At 37.7% G+C, this 19,066-nt stretch carries 18 protein-coding genes; 5 read left to right on the forward strand and 13 right to left on the reverse strand.

Annotated elements, in window-relative coordinates; translation table 11 throughout:
• The 3 genes from JTI58_RS01995 to JTI58_RS02005 all read right to left on the reverse strand — a co-directional run bounded on the left by JTI58_RS01995 (position 1) and on the right by JTI58_RS02005 (position 3,270).
• Positions 1-978 (reverse strand): sensor domain-containing diguanylate cyclase, encoded by a 978-nt coding sequence (locus tag JTI58_RS01995; protein ID WP_205444879.1) that lies wholly within the window; start codon positions 976-978, stop codon positions 1-3.
• Positions 979-1,002: 24 nt separating this feature from the next.
• Positions 1,003-1,794, reverse strand: coding sequence for an alpha/beta fold hydrolase (locus JTI58_RS02000; RefSeq protein ID WP_205444881.1), 792 nt, complete (start codon positions 1,792-1,794; stop codon positions 1,003-1,005).
• A 126-nt stretch (positions 1,795-1,920) separates the two neighbouring features.
• Positions 1,921-3,270, reverse strand: a complete 1,350-nt coding sequence (locus JTI58_RS02005) for an FAD-binding oxidoreductase (protein ID WP_205444883.1) — start codon at positions 3,268-3,270, stop codon at positions 1,921-1,923.
• A 152-nt stretch (positions 3,271-3,422) separates the two neighbouring features.
• On the opposite strand from JTI58_RS02005, the gene JTI58_RS02010 reads away from it, so the two are divergent.
• The 3 genes from JTI58_RS02010 to JTI58_RS02020 all read left to right on the forward strand — a co-directional run bounded on the left by JTI58_RS02010 (position 3,423) and on the right by JTI58_RS02020 (position 5,330).
• Positions 3,423-4,832, forward strand: a complete 1,410-nt coding sequence (locus tag JTI58_RS02010; RefSeq protein ID WP_205444884.1) for a glycoside hydrolase family 18 protein — start codon at positions 3,423-3,425, stop codon at positions 4,830-4,832.
• 130 nt (positions 4,833-4,962) lie between these two features.
• Positions 4,963-5,127, forward strand: a complete 165-nt coding sequence (locus tag JTI58_RS02015; RefSeq protein ID WP_004226371.1) for a YfhD family protein — start codon at positions 4,963-4,965, stop codon at positions 5,125-5,127.
• An 11-nt stretch (positions 5,128-5,138) separates the two neighbouring features.
• Positions 5,139-5,330: an H-type small acid-soluble spore protein gene (locus JTI58_RS02020; protein ID WP_004226369.1), complete on the forward strand. Its 192-nt coding sequence runs from the start codon at positions 5,139-5,141 to the stop codon at positions 5,328-5,330.
• 44 nt (positions 5,331-5,374) lie between these two features.
• Here the strand turns inward: JTI58_RS02020 and JTI58_RS02025 are convergent, their stop codons facing one another.
• Together JTI58_RS02025 and JTI58_RS02030 are read right to left on the reverse strand one after the other, a co-directional pair.
• Positions 5,375-7,507: a bifunctional diguanylate cyclase/phosphodiesterase gene (locus JTI58_RS02025; RefSeq protein WP_243456285.1), complete on the reverse strand. Its 2,133-nt coding sequence runs from the start codon at positions 7,505-7,507 to the stop codon at positions 5,375-5,377.
• Positions 7,508-7,705: 198 nt separating this feature from the next.
• Positions 7,706-8,233, reverse strand: coding sequence for an RNA polymerase sigma factor (locus JTI58_RS02030; protein WP_205444886.1), 528 nt, complete (start codon positions 8,231-8,233; stop codon positions 7,706-7,708).
• Positions 8,234-8,469: 236 nt separating this feature from the next.
• On the opposite strand from JTI58_RS02030, the gene sspI reads away from it, so the two are divergent.
• Entirely contained in the window at positions 8,470-8,679 is a 210-nt protein-coding gene (gene sspI, locus JTI58_RS02035) for a small acid-soluble spore protein SspI (RefSeq protein WP_004226361.1), read from the forward strand.
• A gap of 78 nt (positions 8,680-8,757) precedes the next feature.
• Positions 8,758-10,137 (forward strand): FAD-binding oxidoreductase, encoded by a 1,380-nt coding sequence (locus JTI58_RS02040; protein WP_205444887.1) that lies wholly within the window; start codon positions 8,758-8,760, stop codon positions 10,135-10,137.
• Between the two features lie 382 nt (positions 10,138-10,519).
• Here the strand turns inward: JTI58_RS02040 and JTI58_RS02045 are convergent, their stop codons facing one another.
• From JTI58_RS02045 to JTI58_RS02080, 8 genes are read right to left on the reverse strand one after another with little or no spacing between them, the layout of a single operon-like run.
• Complete coding sequence (locus JTI58_RS02045; RefSeq protein ID WP_205444888.1) at positions 10,520-11,032, reverse strand: GNAT family N-acetyltransferase; 513 nt, start codon at positions 11,030-11,032, stop codon at positions 10,520-10,522.
• A gap of 46 nt (positions 11,033-11,078) precedes the next feature.
• On the reverse strand, positions 11,079-11,786 hold the full coding sequence (locus tag JTI58_RS02050) for an amino acid ABC transporter permease (RefSeq protein WP_205444890.1): 708 nt from the start codon (positions 11,784-11,786) through the stop codon (positions 11,079-11,081).
• A gap of 12 nt (positions 11,787-11,798) precedes the next feature.
• Positions 11,799-12,503 (reverse strand): amino acid ABC transporter permease, encoded by a 705-nt coding sequence (locus JTI58_RS02055; RefSeq protein WP_205444892.1) that lies wholly within the window; start codon positions 12,501-12,503, stop codon positions 11,799-11,801.
• Positions 12,504-12,527: 24 nt separating this feature from the next.
• Positions 12,528-13,352: a transporter substrate-binding domain-containing protein gene (locus tag JTI58_RS02060; RefSeq protein ID WP_205444893.1), complete on the reverse strand. Its 825-nt coding sequence runs from the start codon at positions 13,350-13,352 to the stop codon at positions 12,528-12,530.
• Between the two features lie 46 nt (positions 13,353-13,398).
• On the reverse strand, positions 13,399-14,457 hold the full coding sequence (locus JTI58_RS02065) for an LLM class flavin-dependent oxidoreductase (protein WP_205444895.1): 1,059 nt from the start codon (positions 14,455-14,457) through the stop codon (positions 13,399-13,401).
• 11 nt (positions 14,458-14,468) lie between these two features.
• Positions 14,469-16,130 (reverse strand): ABC transporter substrate-binding protein, encoded by a 1,662-nt coding sequence (locus JTI58_RS02070; RefSeq protein ID WP_243456287.1) that lies wholly within the window; start codon positions 16,128-16,130, stop codon positions 14,469-14,471.
• Between the two features lie 37 nt (positions 16,131-16,167).
• Positions 16,168-18,165: an ABC transporter ATP-binding protein gene (locus JTI58_RS02075; protein ID WP_243456289.1), complete on the reverse strand. Its 1,998-nt coding sequence runs from the start codon at positions 18,163-18,165 to the stop codon at positions 16,168-16,170.
• A gap of 13 nt (positions 18,166-18,178) precedes the next feature.
• Entirely contained in the window at positions 18,179-19,066 is an 888-nt protein-coding gene (locus tag JTI58_RS02080) for an ABC transporter permease (RefSeq protein ID WP_205444897.1), read from the reverse strand.

The raw sequence follows: 19,066 nt of genomic DNA on the forward strand, positions 1-19,066 counted from the left end.
TCACTTCATTTCATGAAAATGGGTAACTTGGTTTCGTCCATGCGCTTTCGATACATACAATGCTTCGTCTGCTTTTTTTATGAATGCCGTTTCTGTATCTTCTGACGTTACTGTGGCAATCCCCATACTGATCGTAATACAACCTGTTGGCCAATCATCCTGCTCCACGGTGTGTCTAATTTGTTCGCAGATTTCTTTTGCAACAGTTTTCTCGGTCGTGGGTAAGATGATGATAAACTCCTCACCGCCGTAACGAGCGACGGTGTCTTCTGTACGTACTTGTTGCTGTAATAGCTGCGCCAATTGAACAAGGACATCGTCTCCAACTTGATGACCGTATGTATCATTAACCTTTTTAAAATGATCGATATCTAAAATACATAACGAAAAAGGCTCTGCCGTCTCGTGAAAATAATTGAAATGTTGTTCAAGTTTTTCCTGGAAAAATCTTCTATTTTTCAAACCAGTCAGTTTATCTGTCATCGATAATTCTACTAAAGCAGCATTCATCTCTAATAATTTCGCCTGCTGTTGTTCTATTTCTACATGAATTTGCTCCAAATTAGCTAATGCTCGATCCTTTTCTTGGTAGGCAGCCTCCAGTAGTTTTTTGGCTGATCGTAATTCCTGTTCATAATCTATGCGCTTTTTCATCTTTACTAGAATACAATCAATTCGTTCTACCGTATCCTCTGTATACAATCTAGCATTCATTAAAAATGGAACTGACATCCCGTCCTTCTGTTTGAGATGAATAAATAATTCCTCTACTTGCCCCTCTAAATTAATCGTAGGATAAAAATAAGAGTGAAAAATCATCTTATTGGGCGTAGATAGAAGAATTTCTAGATGCTTCTGTAATAATTCCTCTTGTCCATAGCCGAGCCAATCTAGCAGGGTTTGATTGATTTCTGAAATAAGCCCTTCATGTGTGATGGAAAGAAAACCACATGGTGCGTTATTGAGTCGTTTGTCCATTGTTGACAATCCTTTCATTGTTCCCTACAAAAAATCTGTAATACACTGTATTGTTTCATTCGGGTGACTAATATGTGGATAATGTCCTTTCGCTTTCATTAATTGCAACGTGCTGTTTTTGAGATGCTGATGTAAATAATCTCCAACACCAATTGGCACAATACTATCTTCCGAGCATTGGATAATCAACGAAGGGACAGTTCCCTTTGATAAATCACTTCGATGATCAGATAAAAATGTTACCTCAGCAAATTCTTTTGCGATGATAGGGTCTGCTGCTATAAAGGTTTGTTTCAGTTCCTGTGTTAATGTTGGTTGTTCAGGATTACTCATTGCAATAGGCGCCATATAGCTAGCCCAACCTGCAAAGTTCATTTCCATCATATCTAATAACTCCGCAATATCACTTCGCTCAAATCCCCCTCGATAACCATCATCATTTAAATAACACGGAGAAGGACCAATCATAATCAACTTTTTAAAATAATTAGGATGCTGGATAGATGCGAGCAGTCCTATCATGGCACTAATGGAATGCCCTACAAAAATACTATTTTGTAATGATAGCGTTTCAATAATGTCCAATAAATCTTGTACATAGCCCTGTAATGTTTGATATTTTTCAGATGAATAGGCACCTATATCTGAGTTACCTGAGCCGACATAATCGAATAATATAATCTGATATTTGTCCATAAATGCAGGCGTAATGAAACGCCACATGTTTTGATCACAGCCAAATCCATGTGCAAAAATAATCGGTTGGTCTCCTTGTCCGAATACTTTTACATTATTACGAACAACAATATTTTCCATTCTAATTACTCCTTTTAGAAATATATGTAATAGGTTTATTGTGACCCCTTATACAGTAATTATCAAGCTAAAACATGAAAAACAAAAAGGAGCAGTAATGTCTCTGCACTCTGCTCAATACTCAGTCTACAGCCACTTTCTAATAGGTGGGATACTCTGTGGAAATTGAAAGACATTATACGGATCATATTTTGTTTTCACTTCTCGCAGCCTTCTAAAATTGCGAGCGTAATAGGCTGTCTGCCAGTCCTGAATAAATCGATCTGGAAAATTCACATAATCACCAGACGTATAAGGTGATAAAGCGCGTCGTAAGTTTTCTACCCACTTCATATTTTGTTCTTTCTCATTCGAATTTTCCCAGGAAGTATTATATTCTTGCGCTATTAACGCATTGCGATAGTAATAGGCTGTATGATTTTGAGCAATTTCACTGACCGCTCCTCTTAAAGATTGTTGCCAGATCGTTGTATTTGAATTAGGTGCATGAGCTAAAAATTCTTTCATTCGCTGAATCGCCTTATATGGAAACGGTCTCTCCAAAAATGACCCTGATCTTTTTCGAAGGGCAGGCTGGTTGCCGCTTGGTAAATCAAAAAATTCTACTGCCTTGATATATGGCACTTCTTTTATCCAAATACTTGTTGGCAAACCTGCCTTTCTAAGAGGGCGAAGCAACTTCTTTAATTCAGCTGCTGATCCTATGAACTCACCTTGTGCAACGATTTCACCTACTTCCTTTGTTTTTAACTCAATCTGTGAAGTCAGACGCTTATCTGTATAAGGAGCCCATTTTTGCCATGCATCAAAGGCCACTTCAAAATCATCCCATCCCCATGTAATGGAGAAGAGTGATACCTCATTAATCGCATGTAACTTGAATGTCAATGAAGTGACTATACCAAAATTGCCACCACCGCCGCCACGACTTGCCCAAAAAAGATCCTTATTGTGTTGCTTATTTGCTCTGATTACCTGAGCACCTTCATGTCCACTAGCGACCACCGTTTCGATTTCAATGAGATTGTCACAAGTTAAACCGAATGGACGTGATAACATCCCAATACCCCCACCAAGGGTCAACCCGACCACCCCAACACTACTTTCTGTGCCAGCAGGAATGGTGACACCATGTTCCCATAATGTACGATAGACTTTTCCCATATTGGCTCCAGCATCAATCCTAGCTGTCATTTCTGGAAGATTAATCGAAACCTTATTCATATCACTTACATCAATGACAAGACCCTTATTTACTAAAGAAAAATTTTCATAGCTATGACGACCACTTCGAATTCTAAAAGTCTCATTGTTTTCTCTGGCCCATTTTAATGCATTAACCACATCTTTCGTTTCTTGACAAAACACAATGACACTCGGATATTTGGGGTTATTTAAATTATTATTCGTTCTCGCTTGTTCATAATCCGAATCTTCAGGAGTCACGATTCTACCCGTGAGCTTTGCCTTTTTCAATATCAAGCCCCTTTCTCATAATGATACTTATCCTATGCAACTCATTTAAAAAGAATTTGAAGTTTCAACTATTTTATTGGACACACACTAAAATACTCATTTTCACAATTGAAACATATGATGCACTAATAATATTGTGTTGGAGGTGTTCTATGCTTATTCATGTAGTGAGTGCTGGCGAAACACTGTGGCAAATCGCCAATCGTTATGCTGTACCAGTTCAATCTATTAGTCAATTAAATGCATTAGCTACTCCCGATCAACTAGCCATCGGACAATCACTGGTTATCCCTTCTCCTTATACAATGTATACGGTTCAAAAGGGAGATACGTTATGGTCCATCGCACAGAAATTTAGCGTTCCCTTGCAATCTATCATATTAGAGAATCATCTAACTAATCCCGATCAATTAACACCAGGAACGAAATTAATTATTCCACCCATTGTTCATATCGTGCAGCCAGGAGAAACTTTATGGCAAATAGCACAGCGATATGGTACGACTATTCAAGCCATTGCTGTAGAAAATCAAATAAACAACCCCAATATGCTTTATGTGGGCGCTCAATTGATGATCCCAAGAGAATTACCGATGATTGAGGTCAATGCTTATTCCTACCAGCCTTCTGAAGAAGCTGTAGATTCCATTAATGCTGTTGGTCATCTACTCACTTATTTTAGTCCATTTGCTTATAAGATGAAGGAAGATGGTACATTACAGCCCATCAATGATGAAAACATGATAGCAGCAGCAAAAGCTAAACATATCATCCCTATGTTAACGCTCACTAATTTTACTTCTACAGAAGAAGGCTCTAATTTAGCACAAGTCGTCTTGTCCAATGCAGAGCTACGGAAAAAGGTCATGAATAATGTGTTACAGGTGATGCAAGATAAAGGGTACCAAGTATTAAATATTGATTTTGAAAATGTTTTGCCAGCTGATCGCGAAAATTACAATGCCTTTATTCAATTAGCTGTGGATACACTTCATCCAAAGGGCTATTTAGTGTCAACAGCGCTTGCACCTAAAACAAGTGCTTCACAAACTGGAACATTATATGAAGCGCATGATTACGAGGCACATGGGAGAATAGCTGATTTTGTGGTATTAATGACCTATGAATGGGGATATCGCCTTGGACCCCCACAAGCCATTTCCCCCATTAATGAAATGCGAAGAGTTGTGGAGTATGCTTTAACTGAAATACCAGCCGATAAAATTTTATTGGGTTTTGAGTTGTATGCGCGTGATTGGCTCTTACCTCATGTCAAAGGCCAAGAAGCCGAAACATTTAGTCCTCAGGAAGCTCTCAATCGAGCCATCAAATACGGGGCAACAATCCAATTTGATCCAACTGCACAATCTCCTTTTTATCGATATGTTGATGAGCAAGGAAGGAATCATGAGGTATGGTTTGAAGACGCGAGAAGTGCACAAGCGAAATTTGACCTGACTAAACAGTATAACCTGCGAGGCATTAGTTATTGGGCACTAGGATTCCCATTCCCTCAAAATTGGGTTTTATTAAACGATAATTTTTCTGTTAAAAAATCTTAATGCTCATTATTGTTCTCAAAAAACAAAGTGCTATGCGACTTTTCCATGTGAAGTGCTATCTGTGATGACGGGATAAGAAATTCATTTCAAAGCCATATTAAATGATATCAACAGGAAAGGAGCAACTCACATGGGAAGAGACAATAAACAAGGTCAAAGCAATAATAAAGGCTCGTTACCTCAAACGCCAAAAAACCAAAAGATTGCACCAAATAAGGTGAGTGAGGAATTTTCTCAAGAGTTTATGGAGCTAATTAATACAGTCACGCAAAATAAGAATAAGCAGAAAAAATAGGGGGGCTTCAGTTGGATTTTCAGCGAGCACAAGAAATTGTCGCCTCACCGTTAGAATTTGAAGTGAGCTATAATGGCGTTTCCATCTGGATTGATCAACTTCATGATGATGAAAAAACAGCGACCGTTCACCTACGCCGTTCATTAGAAGAGCGGTCTGAAGTAGCTATATCCGAGTTAAAGGAAGAATATCTCGTTCACTAAACAGCAAGAACCTGCTTATTCAATATCAATAAGCAGGTTTTTTTTTAAATAATATAATCGTCAATATATTGAAGCTGTGTTAACACTTCATCCACACGATGGTGTAAATCTTTATAGGTTTCCGTTATTTGCTGTGGAGAGACGGGCTTACTGAATAGATAACCTTGAATATAATCACAGCCGCCATCTATTAGAAATGATAATTGTTCTACTTCTTCAATGCCCTCTGCCACAACCTTCAAACGTAAATGTTTAGCCATTGAAATAATCATGGAAACAAGTGCTTCATCATTTGGATTATGTGGCACATTTCTCACAAAAGTTCGGTCAATTTTTAAGCAATCAATTGGGAATTCCTTTAAATAAGATAGAGAGGAATAGCCTGTTCCAAAATCATCTACAGCAATTTGAATACCTAATGCCTTTAACTCATGTAATAGCTGCGTCATTTGATCAATATTCATCGTCATACTTTCCGTAATTTCTAATTGTAAAAATTTCGGATCCAATTTGGTACGTTGTAAAATCTCTTGTACCATTTCTACTAAATCCTGCTGAAATAATTGTCCAAGTGATAAATTCACTGCCACTTTCATCGGAGGTAAGCCTTGTTTCTCCCATGTTTTTGCTTGTGTGCATGCGGTTTCTAATATCCACTTACCTAGCGGGATAATAAGGCCACATTCTTCAGCAATAGGAATAAAGACATCAGGTGGAACAAAGCCACGCGTTGGATGACGCCAGCGTACCAATGCTTCGACCGATTCAATTGTGCCTGTTTTTAAGTTTACCTGTGGTTGATAGTCTAAATAAAATTCATTATTGGCTAACGCATTATGTAAGTCTTGCTCTAACAAAATTCGATCTGCAATGCCTTTAGACATATAGGGCTTGTAAAAAAGAAATCTTTGAGGTATTTGTCTAGCCTCTTGCATCGCTAACTGTGCATGCATTAATAGCTCTTCACCCGTCCCTTTATCCTCATAGAGCGCAATCCCTATATTTAGATTGCCATTCAATGAAAATAATTGTACTTGTAAAGGATCTGTCATAGCACTTTTGAGATTTAAGCAAAATTGTAATAATTCTTCGATGGTCTTTACATGGTTAATATAAATAACAAATTGTTCCTCACGAAGTTTAGTGGCAAAATAATGAGGAGGTACGATCGCTTGTATACGCTCTGCTACAAGCTTCATCATTTTATTAGAGTTGCTTATCCCAATGGAAGAACGAATCGCCGCAAAGCGATCAATTTCTATGGCAATGATAGCCTTTTGTGCTTTATTATCATGTAAATTTTCTTTTAACGTCTTAAGTAATAAATGTTCATTTGGCAGCAGTGTAATGTCATCATGATAAGCTTGAAATCGAAGTTCCTGTTGAGATTGTTCAAGATCCTTTTTAATTTTCAACAGCTGCTGAAATGGTTTTTCCACAGATGTGTAATAAATCGCCTTTAAGAAAAAATAGAATGCTAAAAACTGATAGATCAATGCCGAGAAATCCCATATTGCATTTTGATCTTGACTAACAATAAAGAAGACATCGCTTACAATAAGAGAAATAGCGGCACTGATTAGCCACATAGAACGCTTCGGTAATTTTTTTACATATTTACTAACTATAACAATGGTTATAATTTGAAGAATAATAGCAAATAAGTGTACCATATTATCAATATAATCGAACCAATGTTTTGGCAATATATACGCTAGAAAAACAGTTCCTAGTACGAAAAGCACAGAACTACCATAAGTCAATATCCGATGATTCATGGTTAATCGCTTTTTAGGGTATAAAATAATTAGTAAAAATCCAATGGAAAGATACAAACGCATCAATATATGTAAGGGCTCGTCCAAAAAGCTCCATTCACTAGATTGGCTAAAGAATAAGCTGACTAATTCTAGTAAGGCAATAATGAAAAACATGTTTCCTATGTATAAAGTTTGATTGGATAATAAGTGTGAAAATACTAAATAGGATTGGATCGCAATTGCCATTGTAAAAACAATGATTAAAACTTGTATCACCAATTTTAAATCTTGATACATGCCACCCTGGAAAACACCATATATTTGATTGCTAAAGCTTAATAATGGTATGACAAGTAATAATGGTAATACCATGTACCAAATCTCTTTTTTCTCTATCTGATTAAACCATCTCTCCACTCCAAACCCTCCATACTACTATATAAACATTCACTAGGAAATTTTATCTATCTATATCGAATAATTAATTTTGAATTGTATATTTCTTTGACTTCTTACAAATCATAACACTTTTATCGGAATTTGTATGCATCCATGTGAAGTATGCTAATATTCATTTTATTTCAATATTAGCATACTTTTGATATTTTTAGTGCTTTATTCCACTATGAAAAGTTGATGTTTCAGCCTCTGGACGAGCCTAACCCTTCTTTTTTTGATAGCAGCAACAGATAGACCTAGCACATTGGCTATTTCTGGATCACTGTAATCTTCTGCATAATAAAGGAGTAATATTTTCCTTTCTATTTGCTTTAACTGGGACAACATGATTTCAAGGGAGCTAGGATTTTTTTGATTGTCCCTTTCCTCCAGCTCATTAAGAATATAATTGAGTGTTTCATCATCAACAACTGTCATTCTTTCTGTATAGTTTTTTTCCTTTGATAATTCATTTAAAATCTCTCCTTTTATCCAAGAATAAAGATAAGCGGAAAACTGTCCTTTAGCCGGATCTGCTTTTAGCCATGCCCTCCATACAGCAATAGAAGCAATATGACGATAGTAATCAAAATCCTTGTAAATATGAAGCTGTGTAAGAATGGTAGTAATCATTGGTTGCACAGCCTCTAAAATTTCTTCAAAAGATTGTGTCGATGAGAGATTCTGATCGTTTTGAATGGACATTCTACTCTTCCTATCGACTATGCACAGTCCAAAATTCCTAGGTGACATAATCTTAGACCGTTACGTTACTTGAAGCGAATAGTCATTTTCATCATTACATAGTGCATAATGAATAAAATGCTTGTCATATTTAGTCAAAATTTCCTTAGGTTATGGCAAAAATCATCTATTTTCTTTGGTATTTCATACATATTTAAACGATAGTTGGACAAATTACTACTAAGGAGGCGATATAGTTGAATTTCCAAATAAGAGACGCAATTACAGCCAATGTACATGGTCAATCTGCCGCAGAATTTAAAGATATTGTGGAAGATGCCATTAATCGTGGAGAAGAGCATTTACTGCCAGGGCTTGGGGTGTTTTTTGAAAAATGGTGGAAGCAATCCAGTCCATCTGAACAGGATGAATTTGTTCAAAAGCTAGAAAAAGTATTTGCTAACTGATTTTTAATGAACAGTGCATTCCATTTCCAATAAATGCGTGTTAAAGTTTTATTTATCAGAAAATTTGGAGGGATTGGAATGACTGTTGCAGTAGAATTACTTGTCAATCAACTCAAACAGGTTTTATTAGAAGAACAAGTGTCAACAAACGAAACGGTACGACAGCTACACGGGAAGGATGAATCTCATCATATGATGAGCTTACCTGATATCGTTGTCTTTCCCCGTTCCACAGCCGATGTCAGTGCGATCTTAAAAATTGCGCATGCACAACGTGTACCAGTTGTACCATTCGGTGTTGGCTCCAGCCTAGAAGGAAACGCGATTCCCATTGCACATGGTATTTCTATCGATTTCTCTGAGATGAATACTATTTTAGAAGTTCGACCTGACGACCTTCTTGTAAAAGTTCAGCCTGGCGTCACACGCTCTCAATTGAATAAGGAGTTAAAAAAACATGGTTTACAATTTACAGTAGATCCAGGTGCAGATGCAACACTAGGTGGCATGGCTGCGACGAATGCTAGTGGTACGACTGCTGTGCGTTACGGAGTTATGCGTGATCAAGTTCGTGATTTAGAGGTTGTCCTTGCAGACGGCTCTGTCATCCATACGGGCAATTTAGCCGCGAAGTCCTCTTCTGGTTATCATTTAAATGGCCTATTTGTCGGCTCAGAAGGAACACTTGGCTGCTTTACGGAGTTAACGTTAAAAGTTTATGGTATACCTGAATTTGTGACGGCGGGGCGAGCTGTTTTTGACACAGTTGGCGATGCTGTCAGTGCCGTTACCGCCTTATTACAGGCTGGTATTTCAATTGGTCGAGTAGAATTGGTCGATGAAGTCTCTATGAAGCAAGCCAATATCTATAACGATACTTCCTATAGCGAAAAACCAACATTATTTTTAGAATTCCACGGAAATGAAGCGGGTATGCACGCAGACATCGCATTTGCTACAGAAATATTTGAGGATTTTAGCTGTCTATCCGTCGAATTTGAACAAGACAACGCTGCTCGTAATAAGCTTTGGGAAGCACGTCATTCTTTGGCCTATGCCTATATTCATGCTTATCCTGGTAAGAAGCTTATGTCAACGGATGTCTGTGTACCAATCTCTGTGCTTGCTGAAACCATTTTATATGCCCGTGAACAGCTTGATCATGTTGGGCTAGCAGGCGGGCTTGTTGGCCATGTGGGCGACGGAAATTTCCATGCACTTTTAATGTTAAATCCAAATGATACCGAGGAGCAGGCAAAAGCGGATCGCTTCAATGAGCAGATCGTCCAATATGCTTTACTTCGAGGTGGCACTTGTACGGGCGAGCATGGTGTTGGCATTGGCAAAATGAAATACCAAGCCACTGAGCACGGTACCTCTTTAGCCGTTATGAAGAGTATAAAGACAGCACTTGATCCCCATAATATTATGAACCCAGGGAAAATTTTCACTATGTAATCTTGCAAAAAACACGATCTCGTCATGAAGACGAAATCGTGTTTTATTTATTAAAGATTGCTAGAACAATTGACACACTCTGTTACGTGGTATCATCGTCCTCTTCAACTTTTAGATTTTAATCATACTACAAAATATCCCCTAATCCTTCCCTTTGTCATCTTTCGCCATCATTAACATCTGATGCGCTAGATAAAACACATGGTTAGGGAAAAGGATACAAGTAATCTCACGCTCCCTTGCTCATCGTTTTTATTTTTGAAAATCCAAATGGGGGTTCTGGTTCATCTAAAATCAAAACTTCAGGCTCTGAAAAAGCGGTCTAGCAATACCGAGTCAATAATCCTTTAAATGAGGTATTTGTACGAAACTGAACTCTTTATTACAAATCATAACGGAAGCCTTTTACTAGCGTATCTCCTTTACGAAAATCCTTAGATTCATCACGTACAAAGCCTAATGATAAATAAAGGTTGATGGCAACCTGCATGATATCGCCCGAATGTAAATATAAAGCTTGATCTTGACGAGCGCGTGCGAAGGCAAAGCTTTCATGTAATAATTTTTTCGCAATGCCTAATCCCCTTCCCTGAGGGTGTACGCCAAGTAAACGTACAATGGTAGAATGTATAGTAAGCTCTGGCAAACCATAAGCCTTTTCAGAATCCGTAAATAGCTGAAGCCCTCCTAAAATCTCATTTCCCCGCTTTGCCACTAAAATTGTTTCTGCATCAGGATTGCCTACAGATGCACGAATAGCACTTAAATATGAAGCCCAATCTTCAGGGTTATTGTATTCTTTCTCATACTGTGAATAGCTCTCTACAAGAACCTCTAAATAACGTGCATGGTCTTCCTCTTTCAACTGTTCAATCACTATTTCCACTACTGTCATTGTTTATTCCCCTTTCTTTTTGTCAAACGAATTTACAGGCATTTCGTCAAATGCCTCCCTTATTATAGAAAGTTACTCTTTTTTCAAGGCGATGGGCGAGCCATTCAACAATGGCTGAAACACCCCAATAGATAAGACCGACGGCGATAAATGCCTCCAAAAATTTCAAATTTATAGAGGCTACAATATTTGCTACACCTGTTAATTCTTTCACTGAAAGAAAAAAAGCAAGCGATGTAGCATGTAAAAAGCCTATAAAAACATTGGTAAAATTAGGAATAGATTTACTAAATGCCTGAGGTAATATATAACGACGCATTGCCTGTGAAAATGTTAAACCAACTGCATATGCTGCCTCTAGCTGCCCCTTAGGTACACTTAAAATGCCTGATCGAATGATTTCGGAGGCATAGGCACCTGCGCTCAATGTCAAAGCAAGTAAAACAAAAAATAATATGGGGATAGAGCTTGATTGAATATTTAGCTTTAATGCTTTCGCAAGAACATCCACTATAATAGGTACTCCGAAATAAACGAGCATTATATGCATAATAATAGGTGTACCTCTAAAAAAAGACACATAAAAATTTAATAACGGTGCAAAAAATTTAGTTTGCTGAATTCGAACAAAGGCAACAATGACACCGATGAGAATACCCAGTAAGACAGGTGTAGCTGTCATAAATAAGGTTAACGGCAATACCTTACTAATTTCTTTAAAAGCTTCGAAAATAAATGCAAAATCTATGGTCATAACTCTTACCTCCTAGCTAGATACAGCTTCCTTCGGCATATAGCGATTAAGATAGCGCTCATTGCTCTTTAATACCTTTTCTAACAACAGCACAATGACATAATAGACAATAGAGAGTGCTAAATAGATTTCTAGCGCTCTTGTCGTGGAGGCAATAAGCGTCTCTCCTCTCCCGACCATATCCATGACCCCAATTGAAAATGCGAGCGAAGTGTCTTTTAAGGAGCTTATCATTGTGTTCGCTATATTTGGAAAGGCAACACGAAGAGCCTGAGGAAATATAATCCGTACAAACGCCTGCTTACCGTTTAAGCCAACTGAATATCCAGCCTCTATTTGCCCTCGGTCCACCGTTAAAATGGAGGCTCTAAAAATTTCTGCAAATGCAGCAGCATTACTTAAGGTGTAGGTGATAATGACAAAATACATGGCATCCATTCTGGTTACATCAATATGCACAATCCTTAATAATGCGGGTATACCATAAAACACTAGAAATAATTGTACCAATATCGGTGTGCCACGAATAAACGAAATATAGACTGTTATTATTTGCCTCAAAACGTTGATATGGAGCAGCTTCGGTATAGCGATAGCTATACCAAGCAGCATCCCAAAAAGAATAGAAAACACTAAAATTTCAAATGTTACTGGTAAATATTGAAGTAATATTGGAAGTACTTTTGCTATAAGCACGATGTCAAAGTCATTTGTCATACTTCCTTCATCCTCTCTGATTTTTTAAAAGTCTACCGTATAATCATCACCTAGCCACTTTTTACTTAGCTCACTAACAACGCCATCCTCTTTCAATTCACGAATAGCATCATCAAGGCGTTGTTGTAGGGTAACCTCATCTTTATTTAATAAGAAATATACTTTTGAATTTAATAATGCGTCTCCCACTACCTTTTGCTGTGCTTCATTGTTTTCGTTATAATACTTCACGGCAAAAGGCGTTGTAATAATAGCATCCACACGACCTGTCGCAAGTTGATTATTTACATCCACTGAACCTGATGAATAGACGAGATTAGCACCTAGATCGTGTTCCTTATTGTATTTCTCAATAAAGACTGCCGAATTACTTGTTGGAGAAACACTCACATTTTTTTCTTTTAAATCATCAATTGATTGGATATCATTATTTTTTGCATTAACGGTTACTTTTAATGGAAATACATTATAAGGCTCTTTATTAAATAGCAATTTCTCCTCGCGCTCACTATTGACTTCCATTTGATGGGCAATAAAATCAATTTTTCTTGTTTCTAAACTTAGTAATAAATTTGAGAATTCCATTGTCTTAAATTCAAACTCATATTCTGGTAGCTTCTCATCAATTGCGCGAACAAGCTCCACATCATAACCAGTTAAATTTCCCTTGTCATCTAAGAAGCAGATATTTGGAAATTGTGTACCTGTACCTACAATAATTTTTTGAACATCCTTTCCACTCTGTGCTGTATCATTTTTACTCGTATCTCCTTCAAGCTTTTCAGTGCCTGCACAAGCCGTTAGAAGCAACGTTAATAATAGCAAACTTAAAAATATAATTTTTTTCATATTATCCCTCACTTTTATCATTGTAAACTTAGTTGAATAGTAGTATTTATTGCAGTGTGAATGCTTTGTTTTGGTCCCAAATCGTGCTTGGTAGCTCTTTTTTGAGTACAGGCATGATTTCAGTTGCAAAACGCTCTAATTGTTCACTTTGCTCAGACAATTCAAGCCCTTCCACACTAAGCATCTGGACTTGATGCTTAAAAGCTTGATGATACTTGATGACTTTTTCAATAATTGCATCTGGACTACCAACTAATGCGGAGCCACGCTCAATATGGTCCTCTAGGTTTTTGAATGGCGAATTATTCACCTTGGAGGCTTCAGTGCTCATAAAACCTTCATAATAAGGTCGATACTTCTCAATCGCTTCCTCATTGGTATTAGCAATGTATAAACCTCTCGCACCCGCACCTACAACAGCCTGCTGTGGATCAAAACCATAATGATCTAAACGTCTACGATAATGGTCTATAAGGGCTTGATATTTTTCTAATTCATGAAAAGTATTGGAGGAAAAAATAGGGTCTCCGTTTTTTGCTGCTAGTTCAGTCGATAGCTCACTTGAAGCACTGCCATGCCAAATTCGTATCTGTTGCTGATAAGGTCGAGGCTCAGTCGTTACAGAATCAATTTTCGAACGAAACTTACCTTGCCAGCTTATATTTTCTTCGTTCCATAAGCGTTTTAAAAGCTCATATTTTTCAGCTAAGGCTGCCCATTGATCCTCATCTTTGACATCAAATAAAGGATAGTGTCTAGGGTCATTCCCTTTGCCAATAACGACATCTAATCGTCCTTTTGATAAGTGATCCAGCGTTGCATAATCCTCAGCAACTCGTATAGGATCAAGAACGCTCAACACAGTCACGGTTGTTAATAGTCGAATTTTTGAGGTTTTCATCGCTAGTGCACTTAATAACACAGTAGGAGATGAGGATAAAAATGGTGCACCGTGTCTTTCTCCTACGCCGTATCCATCAAACCCTAGATTTTCAGCTAGCACAGCCTGCTCAATTAAATGTGTAAAAACCTCCTGTGTTGTTAATATACGACCAGTTTTTATATTTGGTAGATTATTAATCAAATTACCAACAATAAATTTCATAATCCGTCTCCTTATTGTGTAAGATGAACGTCATAAAATAATGGATAACCAATAGAATCAAATGCTACATCTTGCACCTGAAGTGAAGTTGCTACTGTATAAGGAAAAACATATATAGGAATAATAGCTACTTCTTCAATAAGCTTATTTTGAATTTGTTTATATAAATTTTCTCGTGTTGCAGCATCCTGCTCAGTCGTTGCCGCCTCTAACCATTGATCTACCTCCGCGTTTTGATACCAAGCTAAATTAATGCCACCTTTATCAGTAGTTTGCTTGGAATGATAAAACAAGAGTAAATCATCAGGATCAATCGCTACACGGCTATTCCCACGTAAATCGTAGGCTGCAGCGTCTGCTAAGACTGATCTTGCCTCACTCGTTGTTTCTATGATGACATCAATACCGACAGCCTTTAATTGCTCTTTTACCATAATGCTAATATCTTGGCGTTTTTCACGATTAACAGCATCATTTAAAATACGCAATGTCAATTTATGGCCATCCTTTTCTCGGATACCATCCTTCCCCTTTTCCCAACCCAGCTCTTCAAATAATTGATTAGATTTTTTCACATCAAACCCATCTTTACCTTCTAAGCTGTCATCATAGCCAAAAGTTGTAGAAGTAAGTGCAGACCAGGCCCTTTTATATGTACCTAGGTACAGGGTGTTAACAATACTCTCAACATCAATTCCAGCCTTTAGTGCTTGGCGTGCTTTTACATCATTCCAAGGAGCCGTTGTATTATTAACAAAGAGTGTATATGGTAAGCCTCCTGTCTCTACCTCCCATAATTTTAACTGACCACTCTTTTCAATCGCTAAAATATCCTGTGGTGGCACCGTTTCTGCCGCCTGTAATTGATTGCTTTGTACACTTCCTACTCGAGTAGCCTCCTCTGGTACAATTTTAAACGTTAGTTTATCCAAATAGGCTGGACCATCGTGTTTAGCAAATGGATAAGCGCCGTTATACTCTTCAAACTTTGCTAAAACAATCCGATCATTTTCAACTTGCTCCACAAATTTAAATGGACCTGTTCCAATAGGATGTAAACCAAATTTATCTCCAGCCTTTTCAGCCGCTTCCTTCGACACAATCGATAAATTAGAATGGGCTAAGATCGTTAAAAATGTTGCAGAGGGTTGCTTTAAAATGAATTTAATCTTATGAGTATCTACAACCTCAACAGACTCAACATCTGACAGATAGGTAGCAGCTGTGAAGGCCTTTGTTTTGACATCAAAAATTCGCTCAATATTATACTTTACGGCAGCTGCATTAAAATCTGTGCCATCATGGAATTTAACCCCTTCACGTAATGAGAATGTGTACTCTTTTTTGTTATCTGATACAGACCACTCCGTAGCCAGCCATGGTTTTATCGTATTATCCTTCTCTTGATAGACCAATGATTCAAAAATACTTTTAATTACCCGTGTTGCTACTGCCATACCACTTGCATGAGGATCGAGTGTATCAGGTGCTGTTGATAAAGCGAACGTAAAATCGCCACCCGCTTGCACTGACTGCTCTTTATCCTTGTTTTCTGAACCATTTGTTTTATTCACACTCACTTCTGTTTTAGAGGTGCTTGATGAACAACCTGTTAGCGCTAATAGAATAACCATTACAGTAATAATCAGACTATATGGTTTCTTATTAAACATAGACATCTTCCTTTTTTTATAAGTCATTGATTTAATTCTAAGCATAATGACATTGAACACTATGGTTTGGCGCTATTTCTACAAAGGCTGGCTCCTCTCGACTACAATGTTCTGTCGCAAAAGGGCAACGTGTTCGAAATGCACAACCAGACGGTGGATTAGTTGGTGATGGAATTTCTCCGTCTAGTGAAATAGGCTCTGTAACATGGGAACGATTGATTTTAGGCATAGCTGCAATAAGGGCTTTTGTATAAGGATGTTTTGGATCTTGGAAAAGCTGCTCACTTGGTGCCATTTCGACGATTTTCCCTAAATACATTACCGCCACCCGATCCGCAACATGACGAACGATATTCAAATCGTGTCCAATAAATAAATAGGTGAGACCTAGCTTTTGCTGTAAATCCTTCAATAAATTAATAATTTGTGCTTGCACGGACACATCTAATGCAGATACTGCTTCATCTGCTAATATAAAACTAGGATTGATCGCAATAGCTCTAGCAATACCAATTCGTTGGCGTTGCCCTCCAGAAAACTCATGTGGATAACGAGAGCTCCACTCTGGTTTTAACCCCACTACTTGTAATAATTGCTGTATTCGATCTTCCATTTCATTAGCCGAAATTCCTTTAAGATGGGCTTTTAGCGGCTCTGCAATAATCTCCTTAATGGTCCATTTAGGGTCGATGGAACCATAAGGATCTTGAAAAATCATTTGCATATGTTTCCTTCTATCTCGCATAGCCGACTTTCTTAAATGCACGATGGATTGACCATTAAATAGAACATCTCCGGCAGTAGGTGTTTCTAGCTGTAATATCGTTCTGCCTAGAGTAGATTTTCCACTGCCAGATTCACCTACTAATCCCACTGTCTCACCTTTAAAAATTTGAAATGAAACGTTGTTCACTGCTTTTATTTTCTTGTTTGCTTGTTTAATTGGATAATATTTGTGTAAAGACTTTATCTCTAGCAATACTTCACGCTCTTGATTTTCCCTGTAGTCTACCTCATCCTCTATAACAGAATCGTTTTCGACGAGCCATTCCGGTTTCTGAATTAGCTCCTTTATATGCCAACAAGCACTTTCCCGTCCTTGAAAATTTCTTAGAGGAGGTCTCTCTTCTCTACATTTTTCAGTGGCGAATGCGCAGCGAGGATGAAAGCGACAGCCAGCTGGCATCTCAGCAAGATTTGGAATTGTACCTTCTATAGAGGGCAGTCTCTTTCGTTTGATATGTTGTTCATTTGGAATGGATTGTAATAAGCCCCTTGTATAAGGATGATAAGGCAGTGAAAATAACTGCTCTATTGATGCTTGCTCCACAATTTCTCCCGCGTACATAACAAAAATTCGATCAGCTAACTGCGATGCTACACTTAAATCATGTGTAATTAGTAAAATGGACGTGTGATATTCCTCTTTCAGCTCCTTAAGTAGTGCAATAATTTGTGCTTGAACGGTAACATCAAGCGCGGTAGTGGGTTCATCAGCAATAATCAAATCAGGATTACAACTTATAGCCATAGCGATCATGGCTCGTTGCAACATGCCTCCAGACAATTCGTGAGGATATTGTCCCATACGTACGATAGGATCTGATAATCCAACTCTTGTTAATAATTGAATCCCTCGTTCATGTGCTTGCTTTTTGGATAATTTTAAATGCCTTTGCATCATCTCCACCAATTGTTGTCCAATAGTAAACACTGGGTCAAAGGCGATAGAGGGCTCCTGAAAGATCATGGCAATCTTCTTACCTCGTATATTTAACAGCTCACGATTTGAAAGCTTGACAATATCTCTGTTGCCTAATGTAATTTTCCCATTCGTAATCACACCATTTTCATATTCAATTAAACGCATGATTGCTTTCGAGGTGACTGATTTACCACTCCCAGATTCGCCAACTAAACAAATTGATTCACTAGGTTTTATAGTGAAAAAAATAGTAGATACAGCGTTTAGAACAGCAGATTTAGACTTAAAATCTACTGTTAGCCCTTCCACTGTCAATAAATTATCCATCATAAACACCTCTTCCTTAAGACAAACGCTTTTTAGGATCTAACTTATCACGTAAACTATCCCCCAAAATATTGACGGCTAACACAAAGAGTGCGATTGCTAATCCTGGAAACGTTGAAATCCACCAACCGGCTGCTATATAGTTTCTGCCTTGTGATAATAAAAAACCCCAATCCGGAATTTCTGACACCACACCTAATCCTAAAAAGCTGAGACCCGCACCTGTTAAAATGGCCATTCCTAAACCGTTTGAAGCCATAACTAATAATGGTGAATAAGCATTCGGTAGGACATGCTTTAAGAAAATTACAGGATTACTAGTCCCTATCGATTTTGACGCTAGAATGTAAGGACGATTTTTTATACTTAATATTTGGCCTCTCATTACCCGAGCATACGTCGGAATAGCTGATACTGAGATGGCAATGACAAGATTGGTAAAGCTAGAACCTAATACAGCGGCAATAGCAAGCGCTAATAAAACACTTGGGATTGTTTGTATGATTTCAATCAGTCTCATTAAGATAATGTCAATAATGCCCTCGATATAGCCAGCTAAAGTTCCAATAAGAGCACCAATGAATCCACCTACAACAACAGCACTTATGCCAAGTAAAAGAGAAGTTTTACTTCCGTACACAACTAAACTAAATACATCCCTGCCAAAATAATCAGTCCCAAATAGATGCTTGAATGATGAAGGCTGTAAAATAGCAGTAGGAAACATCTTTGTAGGTGAATACATTGCTACCCAATGTGGGACTATGGCACAAATAATAAAAAAGGTAATGATGAGGATAGCAGTTGTTAACATCATCTTTTCTAGGTGAAAAATACTTTTACTAAGTCGCTTTAATTTAAGTTTTGAAACAGGTTTCGTTTTAATAGTTTCTAACTTTTGCAT

The organism is Lysinibacillus fusiformis (assembly GCF_016925635.1).
Classification (GTDB): domain Bacteria; phylum Bacillota; class Bacilli; order Bacillales_A; family Planococcaceae; genus Lysinibacillus; species Lysinibacillus fusiformis_F.